The following is a 20,026-nucleotide window of genomic DNA, read 5'->3' on the forward strand; positions in this document are numbered from 1 at the left end:
CGCGCGCATCCGGGTAATCTCGCACCATGCCGAACAGCCCTGTCATTCTTGATCTGCCTTCGCCCGACGCCACCAGCGCGCTGGGGGTTTCTCTTGCGCCAAAACTGGCCGCAGGCGACGTTATCCTGCTTGAAGGCGGGATCGGCGCCGGTAAAACCCATTTTGCTCGTGCGCTGATTCAATCCTTGTTGCCCACGCCCGAGGATGTTCCATCCCCGACTTTCACCTTGGTGCAGATTTATGACGGCCCCGGCTTTGAGGTCTGGCACGCAGACCTTTATCGGCTTAGTGGTCTGGACGAGGCTGCGGAACTGGGATTGCAAGACGCCTTTGCCAACGCCGTTTGCCTGATCGAATGGCCAGACCGCTTGGCCGAACTGACACCGTCAGATGCTCTGCACCTGACACTCGAACCGGGCGCCGACGATACGCGCCGCCTGACTGCATCCTGGTCCCATCCGAAATGGGCGGACAAGCTGAAAGACATTGCCACATGACCAACCGCACCACCTTGGCCAATGCGTTTCTCGACACGACTCTTTGGGCCGGTGTGCCGCGCGAACCGCTGGCTGGCGATGCTTCGAACCGTCGCTATGAAAGGTTGCGGAATGCCGCAAACGGCGAGACCGCCGTTCTGATGGATGCCCCCCCCGAGAAGGGCGAGGATATACGGCCGTTTGTTAAAATTGCGTGCTATCTGGGTGACCTTGGGCTTAGCGCACCTCGGATCCTAGCCGAGGATGCCGAACACGGGTTTTTGCTGCTGGAAGACCTGGGGGATGACCTTTTCGCCCGCGTGATCCCGCAAGAGCCTTCGTTGGAAACCCCTTTGTACGAGGCCGCGACCGATGTGCTTTTACAGCTTCATCGCGCTGCCCCCCCTGTTGGGCTGAAGCCATATACGCCCGAGATCATGGCGGATATGGCGGCGCTCGCCTGGCGATGGTATCTGCGTGGTACCAACGGTGCGGATGACATTTCTGAGGCTCGTTTTCGCACTGCCTTTTTGCCGGTTCTGACACAGCATGCCCCTGACCAATCTGTCTTGATTCAGCGCGACTACCACGCCGAAAACCTGCTCTGGTTACCCGAACGGATTGGCGTGGCTCGTGTCGGACTGCTGGACTTTCAAGATGCCATGACCGGCCATCCCGCCTATGATCTGGTGTCGATGCTGCAAGATGCCCGCCGTGATGTTCCTGCCGCGATCGAAGCCGCGATGATCGCCCGATATGTGCGCGCTGACGGCATGGATGCCACACGCTTCGGCGCCGCCTATGCCGTGTTGGGGGCGCAGCGAAATCTGCGTATCCTCGGCGTTTTCGCCCGGCTGTCGCTGCACTATGGAAAGCCGCATTATGTTGATCTGATCCCCCGCGTCTGGGCGCATTTGATGCGTGATCTGGAACATCCCGCTCTGTCACCCGTGGCAAGCAAAATTCATGAAACCCTTCCCGCGCCCACGCCGGAACTGTTGCAAAGGCTCAAAGACCAATGCGCCACCGTCCCGACGCTGTAATGCTGTTCGCCGCCGGGTTCGGCACTCGGATGGGCGCGCTGACCGCCGAGCAGCCCAAGCCGATGATCCCGGTTGCGGGCAAGCCGCTGATTGATCACGCGCTCGGTCTGGTCGATGACTATGCGCCGGCGCGGGCAGTTGTGAATTTGCACTATAAGCCCAAGGCGCTAATCAACCATCTAGCAGGGCGCAACGTTGACCTGTCCCTCGAAGAGCCTGAAATTCTTGAAACCGGCGGCGGCCTACGCGCCGCGTTGCCGAAGCTGGGGACCGGGCCGGTATTTACCATGAATACCGATGCCGTTTGGTTGGGACCCAATCCGCTACGCCTGCTGGAGGATGCCTGGAATCCCGAGGTGATGGACGCGCTGCTGATTTGTATTCCGCGCGAAAACGCTGTCGGCCACGCCGGAACCGGAGATTTCCTGTCTGACCCGCACGGCAGGCTGACCCGCGGCCCGGGTCAAGTATATGGTGGGGTTCAGATCCTCAAAACCGATGAGTTGAGCAAGATTAAAGACACCACGTTTTCGCTGAACTTGCTTTGGAACCGGATGCTGGATGAAGGGCGGCTTTTCGGGCTAAGCTATCCGGGGAACTGGTGCGATGTTGGCCGCCCCGAAGGCATCGCGCTGGCCGAGAAAATGATCGGATACACAGGTGTTTGAACCGTCGGGCAAGCCACGCGTCTTTGGTGTTCCCGCAGGAGCGGATTTTCCCGCCGTGCTGGTGCAAGGATTGATGCTGGCGCAAACCGGTATGCCCCCTGATGCGCTGGCGCGGGTTCGGTTTCTGGTGAATACTCGGCGCATGGCGCGGCGCATTCGCGACCTGTTTGATGCAGGGCCCGCGCTGTTGTTGCCACAGGTGGAACTGGTGACCGGCCCCGCGCCTGATATCCTGTCGGCCGCCATCCCGTCGGCTGCCCCCCCTTTGCGACGGCGGCTTGAAATCGCACAGCTGGCTTCGACTCTGTTGGACAGTCAGCCAGATCTTGCGCCACGCGCTTCGCTTTATGATCTGGCCGACAGCCTTGCCGAGCTGATGAGCGAATTGCACAGCGAAGGCGTGGCACCCGACGTGTTGCGACAGCTTGACGTCTCGGATGAATCTGGACACTGGAAGCGCGCGCTCAGCTTTCTGGGCATCGTCCAGCACTATTTTGGCGAAACTGAAGAGGCCCCCGATGGCGAGACCCGACAGCGCCGGGTGATCGAATCGCTATGCGCACAATGGCAGCTCGAGCCACCAAGTGAGCCTGTGATCGTCGCCGGCTCGACCGGGTCTCGCGGCACAACGATGTTGCTGATGAAGGCCGTAGCCAGCCTGCCTCAAGGTGCGATCATTCTGCCGGGCTATGACTTTGATATGCCACATGCCGCGTGGAAGGATCTGGACGAGGCTTTGACCGCCGAAGACCATCCCCAATACAGATTTCGGAAGCTGATGGTCGAGCTTGGCATAGAGCCGAGCGACGTGCGGCGCTGGGGCGAAACCCCGCCGCCAAACCCGGCGCGCAACCGGCTGGTGTCGCTGGCATTGCGGCCAGCGCCAGTGACCGATCAATGGCTGTCTGACGGGCCGCACCTGCATGATCTTCCAAGCGCCATGAAGGACGTGACGATGATCGAAGCACCGTCGAAACGAGACGAGGCGCTGGCGATTGCGCTGCGGTTGCGGCAAGCCGCCGAGGAAGGCCAGACAGCGGCATTGATCACCCCGGATCGGATGCTGACGCGGCAGGTTTCCTCTGCTCTGGATCGGTGGAACATCGTGCCCGACGATAGCGCCGGCACACCGTTGCAATTGTCGCCACCGGGGCGGTTTTTGCGCCATATTTCGGCTCTGTTTCACCAGAAACTGACGGCCGAGGCGTTACTGACCCTGCTGATGCACCCCTTGACCCATTCCGGTTCTGATCGTGGGCCGCATCTGTTGCTGACCCGCGAGCTGGAGCTGTTTATCCGGCGCAAAGGCGTGCCTTTTCCAGATGCTGAGACGCTGCTGGCATGGGGTGCGGCGCACAAACACGAGTATGCCGTGGGATGGGCGGAATGGATCGTCAGATGTTTCGTCGGCAAGGATACATCCGAGCCCGAGCGTCTGGCTGTGCGGCTTTCCGCACATCTCGATCTGGCCGAGATGATAGCACGAGGCGGCAAACATGCCGAAACCTCTGAGCTTTGGAAGGAAGATGCTGGTCGCAAGGCGCAGGAAACCGTACAGGAACTGCAACGCGAGGCCGAGTATGGCGGACAAATGTCGGCCAGAGACTATGCGGACCTGTTCGGCGCGATTCTGTCACGAGCTGAGGTACGCAACCCCGACACCCCGCATCCCGGGATACTGATCTGGGGTACACTCGAGGCGCGCGTTCAGGGCGCTGATCTGGTGATCCTTGGTGGATTGAATGAAGGCAGCTGGCCCGAAATGCCAGCGCCCGATCCGTGGCTGAACCGTCGGATGCGCTTTGATGCGGGCCTGTTGCTCCCCGAGCGCCGCATCGGCCTGTCAGCGCATGATTTCCAGCAGGCAATTGGCGCACGCGAGGTGTGGCTGACGCGCTCGGTTCGGTCGGACGATGCTGAAACAGTCGCCTCACGCTGGCTGAACCGAATGACCAATTTGCTGAGCGGTCTGCCAGATCAGGGCGGCCCGGATGCGTTAGGCGCGGCGAAGCGGCGCGGACAGCATTGGCTGGCCATGGCGCGCAAGCTGGAAGAGCCCGGGCAAACCCCCGCCGCGCCGCGCCCCTCTCCGCGCCCGCCAGTAGGTGCGCGGCCAAGCAAATTGTCGGTGACCGAAATCAAGCGGTTGATACGCGATCCATACGCGATCTATGCCCGCCACGTCTTACGTCTGCGCCCGCTGGATCCTTTAATGAGCGCGCCGGACGCATTATTGCGCGGGATCGTGACCCACGCAATATTGGAGCGGTTCATTCGTGATACACTAACAGATACAAGCGCGCTTACGTCTGAGCGGCTACTTGCCTTGTCAGACGCCGTGTTGACCGAAAACGTGCCATGGTCAGATGCGCGCGCCTTATGGGCCGCACGGATCGCGAGGATCGCAGAGCCGTTTGTTGCGTCCGAACACAGTCGCCGTTTGTTGGCCACACCGACCTATTTTGAGGAAAGGGCCGAGCTTTCACTTGATGGCTTGAATTTCACGTTGGTCGGCAGGGCGGACCGGATTGATATGGACCAAACCGGGCGGGCGCACATCTATGACTACAAAACCGGCGCGCCACCGACCCAGCCGCAGCAGATCAAGTTCGACGTTCAGCTTTTGCTTGAGGCCGCGATGTTAGAGCAAGGCGGGTTCCGCGCGATCGGTCCGGCCGAGGTAGCGCGTGCCGTATTCATTGGGCTGGGGGGCGGCGTAAAAGAAGTTCTGGCGCCGCTTGAGGAGGAATCCGCAGACCGCATTTGGACGCGATTTGAAAAGCTGATCGGGGCCTATTTCACCCCAGAACAGGGCTATACTGCGCGCCGGGCGCTATTTCGTGATACGGATATTTCTGACTACGATCAGCTGTCGCGCTTTGGGGAATGGGACATCACCACCGACCCGACACCCGAGGAGTTGAGCTGATGCGCAATGAGGCAACCGAGCGGCAGGTTCAAGCCGCACGCCCCGACAGCTCGACCTGGCTTTCTGCTAATGCCGGTTCCGGTAAAACCCGCGTTCTGACAGATCGTGTCGCCCGGCTGCTGCTGGAAAAGGTGCAGCCACAGCATATTCTTTGCCTGACCTATACCAAGGCCGCAGCGAGTGAGATGCAGAACCGGTTGTTCAAGCGGCTGGGTGAATGGGCCATGCTGGAGAACGCCAAGCTGCGCGAGCAGCTATTGGAACTGGGCGTTCCCGGCGGCATCAGCGAAGATGATTTGCGAAATGCGCGCACCTTATTTGCTCGTGCGATCGAAACACCCGGCGGGCTGAAAATCCAGACGATCCACTCGTTTTGCTCGTCTTTGCTTCGGCGATTCCCGCTTGAGGCCCGCGTTAGCCCGCAGTTTTCAGAAATGGAAGATCGAGCCGCGGCGTTGCTACGGGCCGAAATCGTGCAAGAGATGGCCGATGGCCCGGATCGCCAAGTCGTTGAGCGCGCTGCATGGTATTTCACTGGCGAAGATTTCGAGAGTTTGACTGCCGCATTGGTCAACCGGCGCGCGCAATTGGCCGAGCCGCTGGATCGGGCCGGGTGCTTGACATTATTTGATCTGCCAGAAGATTTTGACGAGGGAGCCCTGCGCGCTCAGGTCTTTTTAGGAGACGAACAGGATCTGCTGAGCAACCTGATCCGCGCGCTTGAGGGAGGCACCGCCAACGACGTAAAGGCAGCAGACAAGCTGCGGCAGATCGCAAAGCTTGATCATCAGGCGCTGAGCGATCTCGAAGCCGTATTTCTATATGGCGAGAAAGCGAAATCACCGTATGGCGCCAAGATAGGGTCATTTCCCACAAAGAAAACACAACAATCCATGGGCACGCTTTTGCCCAAGGTTGAGGCCTGGATGCTGCGGGTTGAAAGCGCTCGCAACACGCGACTGGCGCTTGCTGCGGCACAAAAGACCGCTGCCCTGCATGATTTTGCCCGCATTTTCCTGCCCGCCTATGAGCAGAGCAAACAGCTGCGCGGTTGGTTAGATTTTGACGACCTGATCCTAAAGGCGCGGGACCTGTTGACCGACCCTGCGGTGGCCGCGTGGGTTTTGTACCGTCTGGACGGCGGGATCGACCATATTCTTGTGGACGAAGCACAAGATACCAGTCCTGCACAATGGAAGGTCATCGAACTTCTGGCGCAGGAGTTCACAAGCGGCTCTGGTGCCAGATCAGATGTCGCACGCACGATATTTGTGGTGGGCGACAAGAAGCAGTCGATCTACTCATTTCAGGGCGCGGACCCGCGCGAATTTGACCGGATGCAGGCCGAGTTCGACGAGCGACTTGGGCATACCGATCGGCCTCTCGCATCACTGGAGCTGCAATATTCTTTCCGGTCATCCCATGCGATCCTTGATCTCGTGGATGAAACATTTCGCGGGCGCAGCGCATCGGGTTTTCATGATGGATCCGAGCATCGCACATTCAAAAGCGATATGCCCGGTCGCGTTGATCTGTGGCCCGTGATCGAGGCCGACAACGAAAAAGATGAAGACGAATGGGATTCCCCAATTGATCGTCTTGGGCAAAAGCATCACGCTGTTCTTCTTGCTGACCGGATCGCGCAGCAGATAAAGGCGATGATCGACCGGAAAGAGCCTGTTCCAGCTGAACAGGGCAACACTGGCCGGTATGAAATGCGACCGATGACCCCCGGAGATGTGCTGATACTTGTGCAACGCCGGTCCGCCTTGTTTTCGGAAATCATCCGCGCGTGCAAAGAACAGGGGCTGGCGATTGCGGGGGCTGACCGGCTGAAGGTTGGTGCTGAACTGGCCGTGCGAGACCTTGCGGCACTGATGTCATTTCTTGCGACACCCGAAGACAGTTTGTCGTTGGCAGTTGCGCTAAAGTCCCCACTGTTCGGCTGGAACGAGCAACAGTTGTTTAATCTGGCACATGGGCGCATCGAAATTCATTTGTGGGAAACCCTGCGCCGTCGTCGTGAAGAGTTTCCTAGTGTCATGGCGGTGCTGGATGATCTGCGCCGAAACACGGATTTTCTGCGCCCCTTCGATCTGATCGAACGCATCTTGACCCGCCACGATGGCCGCCGAAAATTGCTGGCGCGGTTGGGAAGCGAGGCTGAAGATGGGATCGACGCGTTTCTGGCGCAGGCCCTTTCATATGAGCGTAGCGCCATTCCCAGTCTGACCGGGTTTTTGCAGTGGATGGAAACGGACGATCTTGAAATCAAACGTCAAATGGACAGCGCGGGCGACCGGATCCGAGTGATGACAGTGCATGGCGCCAAGGGCCTTGAGGCGCCGGTCGTGATACTGCCCGACACAGGGAAACGGACGGTGCAGGTTCGGGATGAAATCCTGACGCACCAAGGCACGGTGCTGTGGAAAACAGCAAGCGGTCAGATGCCGGACCTGTTGCGGCAGGCGCGGGATGAGATGATTGCAGCGCAAGAGGCTGAGCGTGATCGGCTGCTATATGTCGCCATGACCCGTGCGGAAAAATGGCTGATTGTGGCTGCTGCGGGCGAATTGGGCAGCGACGGACAAAGCTGGCACGACAAAATAGGCTCGGCAATGCAGCGATTGGGGGCAGAGATCACGGAGTTTCCTTTCGGTCCGGGATTGCGGATCAGCCATGGCGATTGGTCCGGGCCAGTGCGTGCCGCCACGGATATGCACGAATTGCCAGACCCAGTCCTTCCGGATTTCGCAACGTGCCCCGCACGTCTTCCAGAGCCTGCTGTCGCAACGCTTAGCCCCTCTGACCTGGGCGGTGCCAAGGCCTTGCCGGGTGAGGCCGGGCTGGACGAAGACGCGGCGAAGCTGAGGGGGCGGCTGATCCATACTCTGTTGGAGTATCTACCCACCGCACCAAAACAGGATTGGCCGGATCTGGCACAACGTCTGTTGCAGGCCGAGGCTGACCCTTTCGAGGGCGCCGATCTCCCATCTCTTTTGTCCGAATCGATACAGGTTCTTTCAAACCCTGTGTTGGCTCATCTTTTCGATCCTTCAGCGCTGGCCGAAGTTCCGGTTTCGGCCAATATCTCTGGCTTGGGTGGTCGCCGTGTACACGGTGTAATCGATCGGCTGCTGATTTCAGAGAAATCGGTTCTGGCGGTAGATTTCAAATCCAATGCGATTGTGCCTTCTTCAGCCACGCTGTGTCCTGATGGTTTGCTGCGGCAGATGGGGGCTTATGTCCATGCGCTGGCACAGATTTATCCCGGTCGGGAGATCAAGACCGCGATCCTGTGGACCCGAACCGCGACACTTATGGACCTGCCGCACGATCTTGTGACTGCGGCACTGGAAGCCACTAGCCTGTCTTGACGCTGACCGGATCGACCCATAGGTTTCTTCCAAACCCATCTTTCAGGAGAAAGCCAATGGCCACCGTTGCCGTCACCGACGATACCTTCGACGCCGAAGTGAAAAATTCAGACATCCCCGTTGTGGTGGATTTCTGGGCCGAATGGTGCGGTCCATGCAAACAGATCGGTCCGTCGCTGGAAGAATTGGCGATAGAATTTGAAGGCAAAGTCAAGATTGCCAAAGTGGACGTTGACAGCAACCCCAACGCCGCCGCGGCAATGGGCGTACGCGGCATTCCCGCGCTGTTCATCTTCAAAGACGGTCAGGTTGTGTCAAACCGCGCCGGCGCCGCGCCCAAAGCGGCGCTTCAAAGCTGGATCAAAGAGTCGATCTGATCCTTCGCTGCTGAATGATTTGGAAAACCCCGGCCTTCGCTCCGGGGTTTTTTATATTGGCCAACCACCGCGGCGCAGCGCGGCATGGATTTTGTGTTCGGCTTCAGGCCGACCCGCATTGATCGACATCTCTTGCCAAAACCACCACAGATAGGCTGCAAAATCGGGCAGGGGAGCGGACATGGCACGAAACGCCTCGTCGCGGCCCAAGTCAAACACGTTGGCGGCGATATGATGGAAATCAACCCGCGCAAACAGGATGCAGGGTTTACCGAAGAAATACCCGTTGAAGGCCGCGCTGGAGTTCTGTGTCACGACGTAGTCGCAGCGCGCCAACATTTCTTCCATTCCGCCGGTTTGCAAACTTAGTCGTGGAAACCGTGCGCAAAGCGCGTCAAGCCCAGCCAGTTCCGAGGCGGAGTAGACCTCGTTGGGGTGAAGCGTGGCGAACACGCGACGGACAGGATCATGCTGTAACACCGCAGCCAGCATTTCCATGGGTGAGCAGGTCTGAAAAGATCGTCGCTCGCTCAGGCGGCCCTGAAGCGGAACATAGACCAGACCATCATGGCTGATCTGTCCCAACGCATCGCCAAACAATCGCTTTTGCCAAAATTTATAGAAACGTCGCGCCTCGTCGGGGTTCACTGCTTCGTCATCAAAGGGTGTTTTTGCCGATCGCCACTCCCACCGTTTTGCGCCGCTTTCAATTTGCCAAAACGGATAGTGATACGCGCGCCGAAACGTCAAGGAGCGCGGGCCTGTTGGGTCGCTCATATGGTACAGCGAATACCCCTCGTGCTCCGTTGTGCGCTCGCTAAGACTGTTTCCGCAGAATTCGACAGCAAGCCCGGACAGACGAGCCACGTCGGCGATCTTGTTTATAAAATTGTGGTCCCCGGCCTCAGCACGGTATTTCAGGCTCGGTTCAAGGAAAATGCGCAATATTCTGTCGTCACTCATGACGGATACGCTAGCAACCGACCGCCGCGCAAACAAGGCCAACCCTTGTGCGCCCCGCCCGCAGGTTCCATATAAGCCAGCAATGACAGGAGAGCGCGTATGGCAGAAGATCAGTTTCCCGGTTGGCACGGCACGACAATTATTGGCGTCAAAAAAGACGGTCAGGTTGTGATCGCAGGCGACGGGCAAGTGTCGCTTGGGCAGACTGTGATCAAGGGCACTGCACGCAAGGTGCGCCGCCTGACCCCCGGCGGGCACGCGATCGTCGCAGGGTTTGCCGGATCGACTGCCGATGCATTTACCCTGCTTGAACGTCTGGAAACCAAACTTGAAGCCACGCCAGGTCAACTGGCCCGCGCCAGTGTTGAGCTGGCCAAAGACTGGCGCACCGATAAATACCTGCAAAAGCTTGAAGCCATGCTGATCGTCAGCGATGGCACCGATATTTTTGTCATCACCGGGGCAGGGGATGTTCTGGAGCCCGAACATGACGTGACGGCGATCGGCTCGGGCGGCAACTACGCTCTGGCTGCAGCGCGCGCACTGATGGACAGCGAATTGAGCGCCGAACAGATCGCCCGCAAAGCAATGGCGATTGCCGCCGATATCTGCGTCTATACCAATGGCAACCTGACCGTGGAAAGCATCAGCAAATGACCGATCTGACCCCCCGCGAAATCGTCAGCGAACTTGACCGCTTTATCATCGGACAGGCCGACGCCAAACGCGCCGTTGCTGTCGCCCTGCGTAACCGCTGGCGCCGCAAGCAGTTGTCGGACGATCTGCGCGACGAGGTATATCCCAAAAACATTCTGATGATCGGACCGACCGGTGTTGGCAAAACCGAAATCAGCCGCCGTTTGGCGAAGCTTGCCCGCGCGCCTTTCATCAAAGTTGAGGCCACCAAATTTACCGAGGTCGGGTATGTCGGTCGTGATGTCGAACAGATCATCCGCGATCTGATTGACAGCGCCATTGCCATGGTCCGCGACACCATGCGCGACGAGGTAAAAGCCAACGCTCAGCGGGCTGCCGAAGAACGCGTGATCACGGCCATTGCCGGCGAAGATGCGCGCGAAGGCACACGCGACCTGTTTCGCAAGAAGCTCAAAACCGGCGAACTGGACGACACCGTGATCGAGCTGGACTTGGCCGACAGCTCCAACCCGATGCCGATGATGGACATTCCCGGTCAGCCCGGCGGCCAGATGGGCATGATGAACTTGGGTGACATTTTCGGCAAAGCCTTCGGCGGGCGCACTGTGCGGCGCAAGATGACCGTTGCGGAAAGCTATGAAGTTCTGATCGGCGAAGAGGCAGACAAGCTTTTGGACGACGAAACCGTTAGTCGCGCCGCAGTTGAAGCGGTCGAACAGAACGGCATTGTTTTTCTTGATGAAATTGACAAGGTTTGCGCCCGAGCAGAGGCGCGTGGCGGCGATGTGTCCCGCGAAGGTGTGCAGCGTGACTTGCTTCCGTTGATCGAAGGCACCACGGTTTCCACGAAATACGGGCCGGTGAAAACCGACCATATCCTGTTCATCGCCTCCGGGGCATTTCATATCGCAAAGCCCTCGGACTTGCTGCCGGAACTGCAGGGGCGTCTGCCAATCCGGGTGGAACTGCGCGCGTTGACCGAGGATGATTTTGTACGCATCCTGACGGAAACCGACAATGCGCTGACGCTGCAATATACCGCGCTGATGGCAACCGAAGAGGTGATCGTAAACTTCGCCCCCGATGGCATCGCGGCGCTGGCAAAGATCGCGGCAGACGTGAATCAGTCAGTCGAAAACATCGGTGCCCGGCGTCTCTATACTGTTATGGAGCGGGTGTTCGAAGAGCTGTCTTTCAACGCGCCCGACCGTTCCGGCCAGCAGGTGACTGTCGACCGTGACTTTGTTGACGCAAACCTTGGCGAATTGCTGAAATCATCCGACCTCAGCCGATATGTGCTCTAGCACAGCGCCGCATTGACCTGTATTCCCGCCGTGACTGTGTTGCGGAGGATCTCTGGTGCGATCAGCAGGTGTGTTATTCGCTGCTCTTTTTCTACTCACCGCCTGCGCCGACCGCGCAAGGGTCATCGTTGTGCCCGAAGCGGCAGAGTTGGGCACCGTTGTGCGCACTTATGTGGCCAGCCTGCGCGCGCCTACTGACGAAGGTTGGTTTGGCCCCGAGCGCAGCGAAACCCTCAGCTTTGCCGCCGTAGATGTCGCGATTCCACCAAACCATGTCGACGGCAAGATCCGCGTAAACCACCGGCGGGCAGATCCCTCGCGTGAGTTCACGGTGACCGGACGCCAAAACTATGGTGATGACGGTGCTTTCCGTCGCGCCATTTCTACCGCGCTCAAAGCACAATCTGCGAATGAGCGGGATGTGTTCATCTACGTACATGGCTATAATAATAGCTTCCTTGACGGGCTGTTCCGTACCGCGCAGATCAAGCACGACTTCGATCTTCCCGGTCTTGCAGTGCATTATTCCTGGCCGAGCATGGCCAATCCGCTTGCCTATACATATGATCGCGACAGCGTGCTTTTCGCCCGTGACGGCTTGGAGCATATGCTCAAAGAGGTCGCCGCCGCCGGCCCGCGTCGGATCGTTCTGGTCGGCCACTCGCTGGGCACGATGCTGGTGATGGAGACCCTGCGACAGATCGAAATCGCGACCCCAGGCTGGTCCGACCGGGTACTGGGCGGTGTGGTGTTGATCTCGCCCGACCTTGATGTTGAGGTGTTCAAGACGCAGGCGCACCGCATGCGGCATCTGCCACAACCCTTTGCAATCTTTGTCTCTTCGCGAGACCGCGCCCTGCAGCTTTCGGGCCGGATCAATGGCGATGGGCAGCGACTGGGCGCACTGACCGATGCAAGCGTACTCGAGGAACTTCCGGTGATGCTGGTCGATGTCAGCGAATTTTCTGCTCAAGAGGGCGGAACTCGCCACTTCACCGTGGGCACCTCGCCACTTCTGATCTCGCTTCTCAGTGACAGTGGCGCTCTTAGCGACACGTTCCAATCCGACCAAGCCGGTAAATCGGGCTTGTTGCCCGGTACAGTCATTACCGCGAAGAACGCAACGCAGCTGATCTTGTCGCCGCTTCTTCTGATCAATTAAGGGCTGTGCTGCCTGCGTACCGGCGGCACGCTACCCGCGGCGCCGGAGGTAAACGTAGTACGCGCCCGTGCCGCCGTGGCTCAGGTGTGCCTCACTTACCTGCAAGACCACTGCGGAAAGCGGCGGCATCATTAGCCACTGCGGAACGTTGTGCTTCAATACTCCGCGACGGATCGGAATGGGGCCATCATCCTCTTTGGTTTTTCCCTTGCCAGTAATAACCAGAACCAACCGTTTACCGCTGGAATGCGCGCGCAGGATAAACCCGGTCAACGCCGGATGGGCACGATCAAGGGTCATGCCATGCAGATCGATCCGCGCTTCAGGAACAAGTTTTCCGCGCTTCATTTTTCCAAAAGCCTTATGATCCATCCTTACCGGCGCCTTGGAAAGGCGTTCGGACAAACCCGGCATCAGATCATTTTGCACACCGGCTGGCTTCGACATCTGGCCGACCGTGAAGTCAGGCAGGCGCGCGCGCGGTGTTTTATGAGGTTTTGGATTTGGTTTAGGCGCTTCAAATCTCTGATGTTCTGGATGCAAGCGGTCCGCTGTTTCCGCGACCTGCCGCCAAAGCTCAACCTCGTCTGGGTGCAGACGACGGCGTGTCATTCGCCCCCCTCCGGTAGCAAGGCAAAGGCGCGCTGAATCGGAAGAAGCACCAACATCTTTCCTGAATCGCGCAGCTTGCCCGCCACTCGACCGGCGGTATCACCGGTTCCAAGAAATATGTCGGCGCGCTGCGCCCCTTTGATGGCTGATCCAGTATCTTGAGCAATCATCAGACGGTTCATCGGCAGTTTTCCTGCCTTTTCGACCCAAACCGGAGCGCCCAATGGCGTAAATGCGGGATCAACCGCGATACTGCGCCCTTCCGTGACAGAACGGTTCATCGCCCCAAGCGGCCCTTCGTCAGCGGGCACCTGATTGACCGTTCGGAAAAAGACATACGATGGATTGTGCCGCAGCAACTCCGCCCCATCCACCGGGTTGCGGCGTACCCAGGACTTTATGACCTGTGCCGAAACCTGATGTGGTTTGTATATGCCACGCCGTATCAATTCGACACCGATCGAACGGTAGGGATGACCATTGGCACCGGCATATCCGACCCGGATGTGGCGGCCGCTGGGCAGTTTTATCCGCCCAGACCCCTGTATCTGTAGAAAGAACAGCTCGACCGGGTCATCCACCCAAGCAATCTCCAAACCACGGCCGCGCAATGTATCAGAGGTTTCAATCTCGCGTCGGGATAGCCAAACCGAATTTTCCCGCGCTTCGCTCGGTATCCTGTAAACGGGAAAACGAAAGCGGTCTGATGGCGCTGTATCGCCGTCAAGCTCTGGTTCGAAATAGCCGGTAAATAGGGGCTTAGTCCCATCTTGAATGAGGACCGGCCGGAAGAATAGCTCAAAAAAGGCCTTTGCGCTGCTGATATTTTGCGCCACAGCGCAAAGTGACGCCCAATCGGGATCTTCCAGATCTGGGCACGTGTTCAGAAAAACACGTAGCGCAGCATCATGGTCGTCGGCTTCCCATCCTATCAAATCCTTGAAATCAAAGATTTGATAGGTGGGCTCCGCAGAATTGGCTGATCCAGTCATTAATAAGCCTGCCAGCGCTACCGCCAGCGCCCGGATCATTCGCCCGTGGCGACCAACTGCCAGTTGGGATCGTCGGTGCCCAACGTGCGGGCGAAGGTCCAGACGTCTTTCTGGCGTTTGATCTCGTTCGGTTTGCCTTCGACAACATCTCCAGCGCGGTTGCGCACAACAGAGGTCATTTCACCAACAAAGCGCACCGAAATCTCGGCCGTGTTGCCAGCGCTCAGTTCAGCGTTATCCAGCGCCATTTCGCGCACACCGACAAATTCAGCATCAATATGCAGGCCCTGTGCCTGCCGTGCTTCGACGACCTCGGCAAAGCTTTCATAGACGTCTTGATCAAGGAAAGGCTTGATCTCGGCGAGATCTCCGCGCTCAAATCCCATCAAGATCATCTCATAGGCGCCGCGCGCGCCTTGTAGAAACTCAGCCACATTGAAACTTGGCTCGATCCGTTTGATCGCGCCAAGCACGCGGGCTGTTTCGCTTCCTTCGGGCGCATGATCGGTGATATCGCGATCCTGACCGCCTTCGATAACTTCAAGATTGGCACGCCGGAGAGGTTTTTCTGCGATCTTGGGGGCGGAGGGTTTTTCGAAACCATCACGCGTTCCCAGAACGCTTTTCAAACGTAAAATCAGGAAAACCGCGATGCCGGCTAGCACCAAAAGCTGCAAAATGGGCGAGTTCATGAAATCCTCTTGAACAGTGGGGCCATGGAAACCCCCATTACTTGACCTTATGTAGGTGCTACTGGCGGTCAAGTCCACCGCATGCAGGCTACTGGAGGACATAGATATGTGGCTGTTTCTGGCATTTGTTGCCGTTCCGATCATCGAGATCGCTTTGTTCATTCAGGTTGGCGGGGTGATTGGCACTTGGCCCACTTTGGGAATTGTTGTTTTGACCGCCATTCTTGGCACTTGGTTGGTGCGCGCACAGGGCCGACAGGCGATGGGGAATCTACAACGTTCATTTTCGCAGTTAAGCGATCCGACCGAGCCGTTGGCGCATGGCGCAATGGTTCTTGTTTCAGGCGTTTTATTGCTCACGCCTGGTTTTTTCACCGATGCTCTCGGGTTTGCGCTTTTGGTGCCAGGTATCAGAACTGCGGTTTTCCAATATTTTCGCAAACGTGTAAGGGTGCAGACCTTCAGCATGGGCGGGCGGGATTTTCGTCCGTCCGCTGATCCCGAAGTGATTGATGGTGAGTTTTTCGAGGTAGATCCTGTGAAAAAACCCACTCACCGCCCATCTGGCTGGACCAAGCATTGAGGGGCGCGCTGTGTCCTGCTAGAGATTCGTCCAACACACATTCCTAGGAGAGTAAAATGGCTGAAAATGGTGCTGCGCAGCCGCAGGGTACTGCGATCAAGATGAACGTTCTGAACCAATTTATCCGGGATATGTCTTTCGAGAATATTCTGGCACAGAAGGGCGCTCAGGGCGAAGTCCAGCCGGACGTGAAAGTTCAGGTCAATCTGGACGCGAAAAAGCGCGCAGCAGAACATCAGTACGAAGTGACGATCAAACTTGTTGTTGATTCCAGCTCAAAAGATGGCGCGACCAAGCTGTTCCTTCTGGAACTGGAATATGTGGGTCTATTCCACGTTGAAGGTGTGCCAGAAGATCAGATGCACCCCTTCTTGCTGATTGAGTGCCCGCGCATGTTGTTCCCGTTCCTACGCCGTATCGTTAGCGACATCACCCGTGATGGTGGCTTCCCGGCACTGAACCTTGATAATATCGACTTCATGCAGCTGTACCGCGCCGAGCTGGCACGCCGTCAGACCAGCGAACAACCGGCCACTCCGGTTTCCTAAGACAGCTTTTTCCAAAGCGCGCCGTCGCCCATCGCCTCGACAAAGGCCGTGTGGGCGGCAGCTTCTTTTTCGCTCAGGCGTGAGGGAAGCGGGGTTGGCCGGGGCATTGGCCGCCAGTCATCCTTAAGTGTCGTGGGCGTGCTGGGAGTGCTGCTGGCGGCGGACAAGGCAAAATCAGGTTGCCTTCCACCAATCAGTTCCAGATACACCTCTGCCAGAATTTCGGAATCGAGTAACGCCCCGTGCAGCGTACGCGATGCGTTATTGATCCCAAACCTGCGGCATAGCGCATCAAGCGAAGCAGGGGACCCAGGAAATTTTCTGCGGGCGATGGCCAGCGTATCGATTGCCTGCTCCCACGGTAGCTGACGAAGCTTCATCCACTTCAACTCGGCATTCAGGAACTTCATATCGAAGGCCGCGTTGTGGATCACCAGCTTGGCATCGCCGATAAAATCGAGAAACTTTTGCCCGACTTTTGCGAATACCGGTTTGTCACGAAGGAAATCATCACCCAAACCGTGAACCTCGAACGCGGATTTCGGCATTGCGCGTTCGGGATTGATGTATTCATGAAAAGTGCGCCCTGTCGGCATGTGATTGAACAACTCGACGCAGCCGATCTCGACGATCCGGTCGCCCTGATCCGGCTCGAACCCGGTGGTTTCGGTGTCCAGTACGATCTCACGCATGGGTCATCTTCCCGCGAATATCCGCCAATATGTCTTTCACCTGGGCCTGGGCGTGCTCGAACGTATCGGTGACCAGGACGTAATCGGCACGTTTGCGCTTCTCGGCATCTGGCATCTGCTTGGACCGGATGGTTTCAAACTGCTCAGTGGTCATCGTACCACGCTCCATGACCCGTTTTCTCTGAGTTTCCGCCGGAACAGAGACGACTATCACGGCATCCATGCGTTTGTCACCTCCGGTTTCAAACATCAGCGGCACATCGAATACAAGGATATCGGCCGTCGCGTTTGCAACGAAATCAATGCGATCCTGAGCGAGAAGGGGATGCACTATCGCCTCAATAGTTTTGAGGGCTGTCGGATCCGCGCTGATGATATTCTTCAGACGCTCACGCGAGACCTGACCGTTTTCGACCGCTTGCGGAAATGCTGCCTGCATCGGGGCAACTGCGCGTCCCCCGGTGGAATAGAGACGATGTACAGCTGCGTCTGCGTCCCAGATCTCGCAGCCTGCCTCGGCCAGAAGCTTGGCAGTTGTCGATTTTCCCATCCCAATGGAGCCGGTCAGCCCAAGCTTAAACGTCATCGTAGAACGGCCGCGCGCGTATTGGCGTCAACGTCAGGTCGGTGACCAAACCAGCGCTCGAAAGCGGGAACCGCCTGATAGATCAGCATTCCCAATCCGTCGACCGTGACGCAGCCCATTTCCTCAGCTTCGCGCAACAAGCGGGTCTGAAGCGGGGCATATACAAGATCAGTGACTAAAGCGCCTTTTTGCAAGCCATCAAGCGGCACGCGCAATTCAGGCTTTCCGATCATCCCAAGCGAAGTGGTATTCACAACCGTGACCGCCTCTTCCAGCATATTGCCGACTTTCACCCAATCTACGACTCTCACCCGCGCACCAAAATCCTGTTGCAAAACCTCGGCCCGGATACGCGTCCGATTGGACAACAAGATTTCTGGCACACCCACATCAAGCAACGAGGCGACAACCGCGCGCGCGGCGCCACCCGCCCCCATAACCGCAGCAGGGCCAGCGGTTGGGTCCCAGTTGGGCGCATTCTGCTTGAGGTTTTCGATGAACCCGTACCCATCAGTGTTATCCGCGTGGATTTTTCCATCCTGGCGGAAAATCAGCGTATTTGCAGCCCCGATCAGCGTTGCGCGATCTGTCACCAGATCGGCAATATCCAAAACAGCGACTTTATGCGGGACCGTGATATTCACCCCGACAAACCCCATTTTGGGCAGGGTCCGCAAAACGGTTTCAAGATCCTCGGGCGCGACCTCCATCGGGATATAGTGACCCGCGATACCATGAGTTTTCAGCCAATATCCATGCAGTTGTGGAGACTTAGAATGCGCGATAGGCGATCCGATCACGCCAGCGAGTGGGATATGTTGCTGTGTCATGTTTGCAGCTCTCCGCGTAGCGTCAAATAGGATAGGAGTTCGAATAGGGGCAGGCCCAGTACTGTAAAATAGTCGCCTTCGACCCGAGAAAACAACCTGACGCCTTCTTCTTCCAATTTGTAAGCTCCAACACAATGCCGTATCTCAGGCCAGTTCCGATCAAGATAGCCCGAGAGGTAATCATCGGAAAATTCCCGCATCCTCAGGCGCACATGTCCGACATGACGCCATATGGGCTGCCCATCCTCGCAGATCACAGCTGCGGACAAAAGACTGTGGCGCTGACCCCGCAACGCGGTCAGTTGGGCATGCGCTTCGTCGACTGTTTGCGGTTTTGACATTATCTTGCCATCAAAATCCAGCACCTGATCACAGCCGATCACCAACGCACCCGGGTTTTTTTCGCTGATTTTCAACGCCTTTATTTCGGCCAGCGCATCTGCAACATCGCGCGGCTTTGCACCTTCAGAACATAGGGAACGGCGCAGCATATCTTCATCTACGCGCGCGACCTCTACATCAAACTGGACATTCGCATTCCGCAGCAGCCGCTGACGGATTTCAGAGCCAGAGGCAAGGACCAGACGTTGCGGCATGTGGATAATCCAGTGGATAGTGGAAACTGTACGTTAGGGATGATTACTGGATATTTAACGCCATCATTGCAAGGCACAGTTTTTCGCCACTTTCCGGGTCGATAGCTCTCCAGTTATACCCTTGGGGTAAGGATAACTCTCTGTACGTGCGAAAATGCTGTTTTTCCGGACTTCTTCACGATTTATCCCCATTCTCTTAACCGTCGTCCAGGATGCTAGAATTTTGATACTAAATACAAATTTAGGTTTTGACACGGACAATACAGCCAAAATAAAAAAGTTATCAACATTCGAAGTTGTCTGTTGGTAAGCCACAGGAAAAATAGGTAATCCCCGGTTTTTGACCTACCTAAATCATCATCATCCTTTCTCTTTTCTTTAATTATTATTAAGTAAGACTGAACACGAGAATGAGAGAACTCATGGGCGATATCCTAGCCACCTTGTATCCATGGACGAAATCCATCCATATCATGGCCGTGATTTCATGGATGGCAGGGATGTTCTATTTGCCTCGGCTTTTTGTCTACCATACCGAGAAATCGTTCGCAGGCGATCAGTTGGACGTGACCTATCAGGTTATGGAAGAGAAGCTTTTTAAGGTAATTATGACGCCGGCCATGATTACCACCTGGATATTTGGCCTGACCTTAGTGTTAACGCCAGGAATAGTGGATTGGTCCTCGGTCTGGCCATACACCAAACTGGTTGGAATTCTCGGTATGACTTGGTGCCATGAATGGCTGGGCCGTCGGCGCAAGGATTTCAGCACTGGGCAGAACCGTTTCACCGGGCGGCAATACCGAATGATGAACGAAGTCCCGACCGTGCTGATGGTGTTGATTGTTCTGTCCGTTGTGGTGAAATTCTGATCGGAATTGACTCACACTGCGGGGGAGCATATATCGCGGGTCAAGCCCCCGTTCGGGGGACTATTTT

At 57.1% G+C, this 20,026-nt stretch carries 20 protein-coding genes; 12 read left to right on the forward strand and 8 right to left on the reverse strand.

The annotated features are described in order from the left end of the window. The first annotated feature begins 26 nt into the window (after nucleotides 1-26). Genes tsaE through trxA form a run of 6 tightly spaced genes read left to right on the forward strand, consistent with a single transcriptional unit; the run spans nucleotide 27 to nucleotide 8,870 of the window. The gene (gene tsaE, locus BSF79_RS16195; RefSeq protein WP_090270872.1) at nucleotides 27-497 is read left to right on the forward strand and encodes a tRNA (adenosine(37)-N6)-threonylcarbamoyltransferase complex ATPase subunit type 1 TsaE; all 471 of its coding nucleotides are present in this window, start codon (nucleotides 27-29) and stop codon (nucleotides 495-497) included. Beyond that, a complete protein-coding gene (locus tag BSF79_RS16200) occupies nucleotides 494-1,519 on the forward strand; it encodes an aminoglycoside phosphotransferase family protein (RefSeq protein WP_090270873.1) in 1,026 nt (341 codons plus the stop codon). The genes tsaE and BSF79_RS16200 overlap by 4 nt, the downstream gene beginning before the upstream one ends. Continuing rightward, complete coding sequence (locus tag BSF79_RS16205) at nucleotides 1,495-2,187, forward strand: nucleotidyltransferase family protein (RefSeq protein ID WP_090270874.1); 693 nt, start codon at nucleotides 1,495-1,497, stop codon at nucleotides 2,185-2,187. Before BSF79_RS16200 ends, BSF79_RS16205 begins: the two co-directional genes overlap by 25 nt. Further along, nucleotides 2,180-5,116, forward strand: coding sequence for a double-strand break repair protein AddB (gene addB / locus BSF79_RS16210; protein WP_090270875.1), 2,937 nt, complete (start codon nucleotides 2,180-2,182; stop codon nucleotides 5,114-5,116). The genes BSF79_RS16205 and addB overlap by 8 nt, the downstream gene beginning before the upstream one ends. Continuing rightward, nucleotides 5,116-8,493, forward strand: a complete 3,378-nt coding sequence (gene addA / locus BSF79_RS16215; RefSeq protein WP_090270876.1) for a double-strand break repair helicase AddA — start codon at nucleotides 5,116-5,118, stop codon at nucleotides 8,491-8,493. Before addB ends, addA begins: the two co-directional genes overlap by 1 nt. Before the next feature lie 56 nt (nucleotides 8,494-8,549). Next, nucleotides 8,550-8,870, forward strand: coding sequence for a thioredoxin (trxA, locus tag BSF79_RS16220; RefSeq protein WP_090270877.1), 321 nt, complete (start codon nucleotides 8,550-8,552; stop codon nucleotides 8,868-8,870). A gap of 51 nt (nucleotides 8,871-8,921) precedes the next feature. On the opposite strand, the gene BSF79_RS16225 is transcribed toward trxA, so the two are convergent. Further along, nucleotides 8,922-9,875 carry a hypothetical protein gene (locus BSF79_RS16225; RefSeq protein WP_245776435.1) on the reverse strand — a complete coding sequence of 318 codons (954 nt, stop codon included), beginning with the start codon at nucleotides 9,873-9,875 and terminating at the stop codon, nucleotides 8,922-8,924. A gap of 57 nt (nucleotides 9,876-9,932) precedes the next feature. Here BSF79_RS16225 and hslV point away from each other — a divergent pair, with 57 nt between their 5' ends. The 3 genes from hslV (at nucleotide 9,933) to BSF79_RS16240 (ending at nucleotide 12,956) form a co-directional block, all read left to right on the forward strand. Then, nucleotides 9,933-10,490, forward strand: coding sequence for an ATP-dependent protease subunit HslV (gene hslV / locus BSF79_RS16230; RefSeq protein ID WP_090270879.1), 558 nt, complete (start codon nucleotides 9,933-9,935; stop codon nucleotides 10,488-10,490). Continuing rightward, entirely contained in the window at nucleotides 10,487-11,794 is a 1,308-nt protein-coding gene (gene hslU, locus BSF79_RS16235) for an ATP-dependent protease ATPase subunit HslU (RefSeq protein WP_090270880.1), read from the forward strand. Before hslV ends, hslU begins: the two co-directional genes overlap by 4 nt. 130 nt (nucleotides 11,795-11,924) lie before the next feature. Then, a complete protein-coding gene (locus BSF79_RS16240; protein ID WP_175545358.1) occupies nucleotides 11,925-12,956 on the forward strand; it encodes an alpha/beta hydrolase in 1,032 nt (343 codons plus the stop codon). 30 nt (nucleotides 12,957-12,986) lie between these two features. On the opposite strand, the gene BSF79_RS16245 is transcribed toward BSF79_RS16240, so the two are convergent. From BSF79_RS16245 to BSF79_RS16255, 3 genes are read right to left on the reverse strand one after another with little or no spacing between them, the layout of a single operon-like run. Then, the gene (locus BSF79_RS16245; RefSeq protein WP_090270882.1) at nucleotides 12,987-13,568 is read right to left on the reverse strand and encodes a Smr/MutS family protein; all 582 of its coding nucleotides are present in this window, start codon (nucleotides 13,566-13,568) and stop codon (nucleotides 12,987-12,989) included. After that, on the reverse strand, nucleotides 13,565-14,599 hold the full coding sequence (mltA, locus tag BSF79_RS16250) for a murein transglycosylase A (protein ID WP_090270883.1): 1,035 nt from the start codon (nucleotides 14,597-14,599) through the stop codon (nucleotides 13,565-13,567). The genes BSF79_RS16245 and mltA overlap by 4 nt, the downstream gene beginning before the upstream one ends. After that, complete coding sequence (locus tag BSF79_RS16255) at nucleotides 14,596-15,252, reverse strand: Tim44/TimA family putative adaptor protein (RefSeq protein WP_090270884.1); 657 nt, start codon at nucleotides 15,250-15,252, stop codon at nucleotides 14,596-14,598. Before BSF79_RS16255 ends, mltA begins: the two co-directional genes overlap by 4 nt. A 106-nt stretch (nucleotides 15,253-15,358) precedes the next feature. On the opposite strand from BSF79_RS16255, the gene BSF79_RS16260 reads away from it, so the two are divergent. Next, a complete protein-coding gene (locus tag BSF79_RS16260) occupies nucleotides 15,359-15,835 on the forward strand; it encodes an FxsA family protein (RefSeq protein ID WP_090270885.1) in 477 nt (158 codons plus the stop codon). Nucleotides 15,836-15,891: 56 nt separating this feature from the next. Further along, on the forward strand, nucleotides 15,892-16,383 hold the full coding sequence (gene secB, locus BSF79_RS16265) for a protein-export chaperone SecB (RefSeq protein ID WP_090270886.1): 492 nt from the start codon (nucleotides 15,892-15,894) through the stop codon (nucleotides 16,381-16,383). Here secB and dnaQ read toward each other — a convergent pair. From dnaQ to BSF79_RS16285, 4 genes are read right to left on the reverse strand one after another with little or no spacing between them, the layout of a single operon-like run. Continuing rightward, nucleotides 16,380-17,075, reverse strand: a complete 696-nt coding sequence (dnaQ, locus tag BSF79_RS16270; protein WP_090270887.1) for a DNA polymerase III subunit epsilon — start codon at nucleotides 17,073-17,075, stop codon at nucleotides 16,380-16,382. The genes secB and dnaQ overlap by 4 nt on opposite strands. After that, complete coding sequence (gene coaE / locus BSF79_RS16275) at nucleotides 17,068-17,661, reverse strand: dephospho-CoA kinase (RefSeq protein ID WP_090270888.1); 594 nt, start codon at nucleotides 17,659-17,661, stop codon at nucleotides 17,068-17,070. The genes dnaQ and coaE overlap by 8 nt, the downstream gene beginning before the upstream one ends. Beyond that, entirely contained in the window at nucleotides 17,658-18,491 is an 834-nt protein-coding gene (locus BSF79_RS16280; protein ID WP_090270889.1) for a shikimate dehydrogenase, read from the reverse strand. The genes coaE and BSF79_RS16280 overlap by 4 nt, the downstream gene beginning before the upstream one ends. Then, nucleotides 18,488-19,087 (reverse strand): Maf family protein, encoded by a 600-nt coding sequence (locus tag BSF79_RS16285; RefSeq protein WP_090270890.1) that lies wholly within the window; start codon nucleotides 19,085-19,087, stop codon nucleotides 18,488-18,490. The genes BSF79_RS16280 and BSF79_RS16285 overlap by 4 nt, the downstream gene beginning before the upstream one ends. A 422-nt stretch (nucleotides 19,088-19,509) precedes the next feature. Here BSF79_RS16285 and hemJ point away from each other — a divergent pair, with 422 nt between their 5' ends. Continuing rightward, nucleotides 19,510-19,959, forward strand: a complete 450-nt coding sequence (gene hemJ, locus BSF79_RS16290; protein ID WP_090270891.1) for a protoporphyrinogen oxidase HemJ — start codon at nucleotides 19,510-19,512, stop codon at nucleotides 19,957-19,959. Nucleotides 19,960-20,026: the final 67 nt, after the last annotated feature.

This window comes from Thalassovita taeanensis, assembly GCF_900110775.1.
In the GTDB taxonomy this organism is placed as follows: Bacteria; Pseudomonadota; Alphaproteobacteria; order Rhodobacterales; family Rhodobacteraceae; genus Litorimicrobium; species Litorimicrobium taeanense.

Bases quoted from the DNA above. Each gene is read 5' to 3' on its own strand.
- BSF79_RS16205 (WP_090270874.1), top strand. From the start codon at position 1,495: ATGCGCCACCGTCCCGACGCTGTAATGCTGTTCGCCGCCGGGTTCGGC.
- BSF79_RS16260 (WP_090270885.1), top strand. From the start codon at position 15,359: ATGTGGCTGTTTCTGGCATTTGTTGCCGTTCCGATCATCGAGATCGCT.
- hslU (WP_090270880.1), top strand. From the start codon at position 10,487: ATGACCGATCTGACCCCCCGCGAAATCGTCAGCGAACTTGACCGCTTT.
- BSF79_RS16285 (WP_090270890.1), bottom strand. From the start codon at position 19,087: ATGCCGCAACGTCTGGTCCTTGCCTCTGGCTCTGAAATCCGTCAGCGG.
- BSF79_RS16245 (WP_090270882.1), bottom strand. From the start codon at position 13,568: ATGACACGCCGTCGTCTGCACCCAGACGAGGTTGAGCTTTGGCGGCAG.
- dnaQ (WP_090270887.1), bottom strand. From the start codon at position 17,075: ATGCGTGAGATCGTACTGGACACCGAAACCACCGGGTTCGAGCCGGAT.
- addA (WP_090270876.1), top strand. From the start codon at position 5,116: ATGCGCAATGAGGCAACCGAGCGGCAGGTTCAAGCCGCACGCCCCGAC.
- secB (WP_090270886.1), top strand. From the start codon at position 15,892: ATGGCTGAAAATGGTGCTGCGCAGCCGCAGGGTACTGCGATCAAGATG.
- BSF79_RS16255 (WP_090270884.1), bottom strand. From the start codon at position 15,252: ATGAACTCGCCCATTTTGCAGCTTTTGGTGCTAGCCGGCATCGCGGTT.
- BSF79_RS16280 (WP_090270889.1), bottom strand. From the start codon at position 18,491: ATGACACAGCAACATATCCCACTCGCTGGCGTGATCGGATCGCCTATC.
- hslV (WP_090270879.1), top strand. From the start codon at position 9,933: ATGGCAGAAGATCAGTTTCCCGGTTGGCACGGCACGACAATTATTGGC.
- trxA (WP_090270877.1), top strand. From the start codon at position 8,550: ATGGCCACCGTTGCCGTCACCGACGATACCTTCGACGCCGAAGTGAAA.
- tsaE (WP_090270872.1), top strand. From the start codon at position 27: ATGCCGAACAGCCCTGTCATTCTTGATCTGCCTTCGCCCGACGCCACC.
- BSF79_RS16200 (WP_090270873.1), top strand. From the start codon at position 494: ATGACCAACCGCACCACCTTGGCCAATGCGTTTCTCGACACGACTCTT.
- mltA (WP_090270883.1), bottom strand. From the start codon at position 14,599: ATGATCCGGGCGCTGGCGGTAGCGCTGGCAGGCTTATTAATGACTGGA.
- hemJ (WP_090270891.1), top strand. From the start codon at position 19,510: ATGGGCGATATCCTAGCCACCTTGTATCCATGGACGAAATCCATCCAT.
- coaE (WP_090270888.1), bottom strand. From the start codon at position 17,661: ATGACGTTTAAGCTTGGGCTGACCGGCTCCATTGGGATGGGAAAATCG.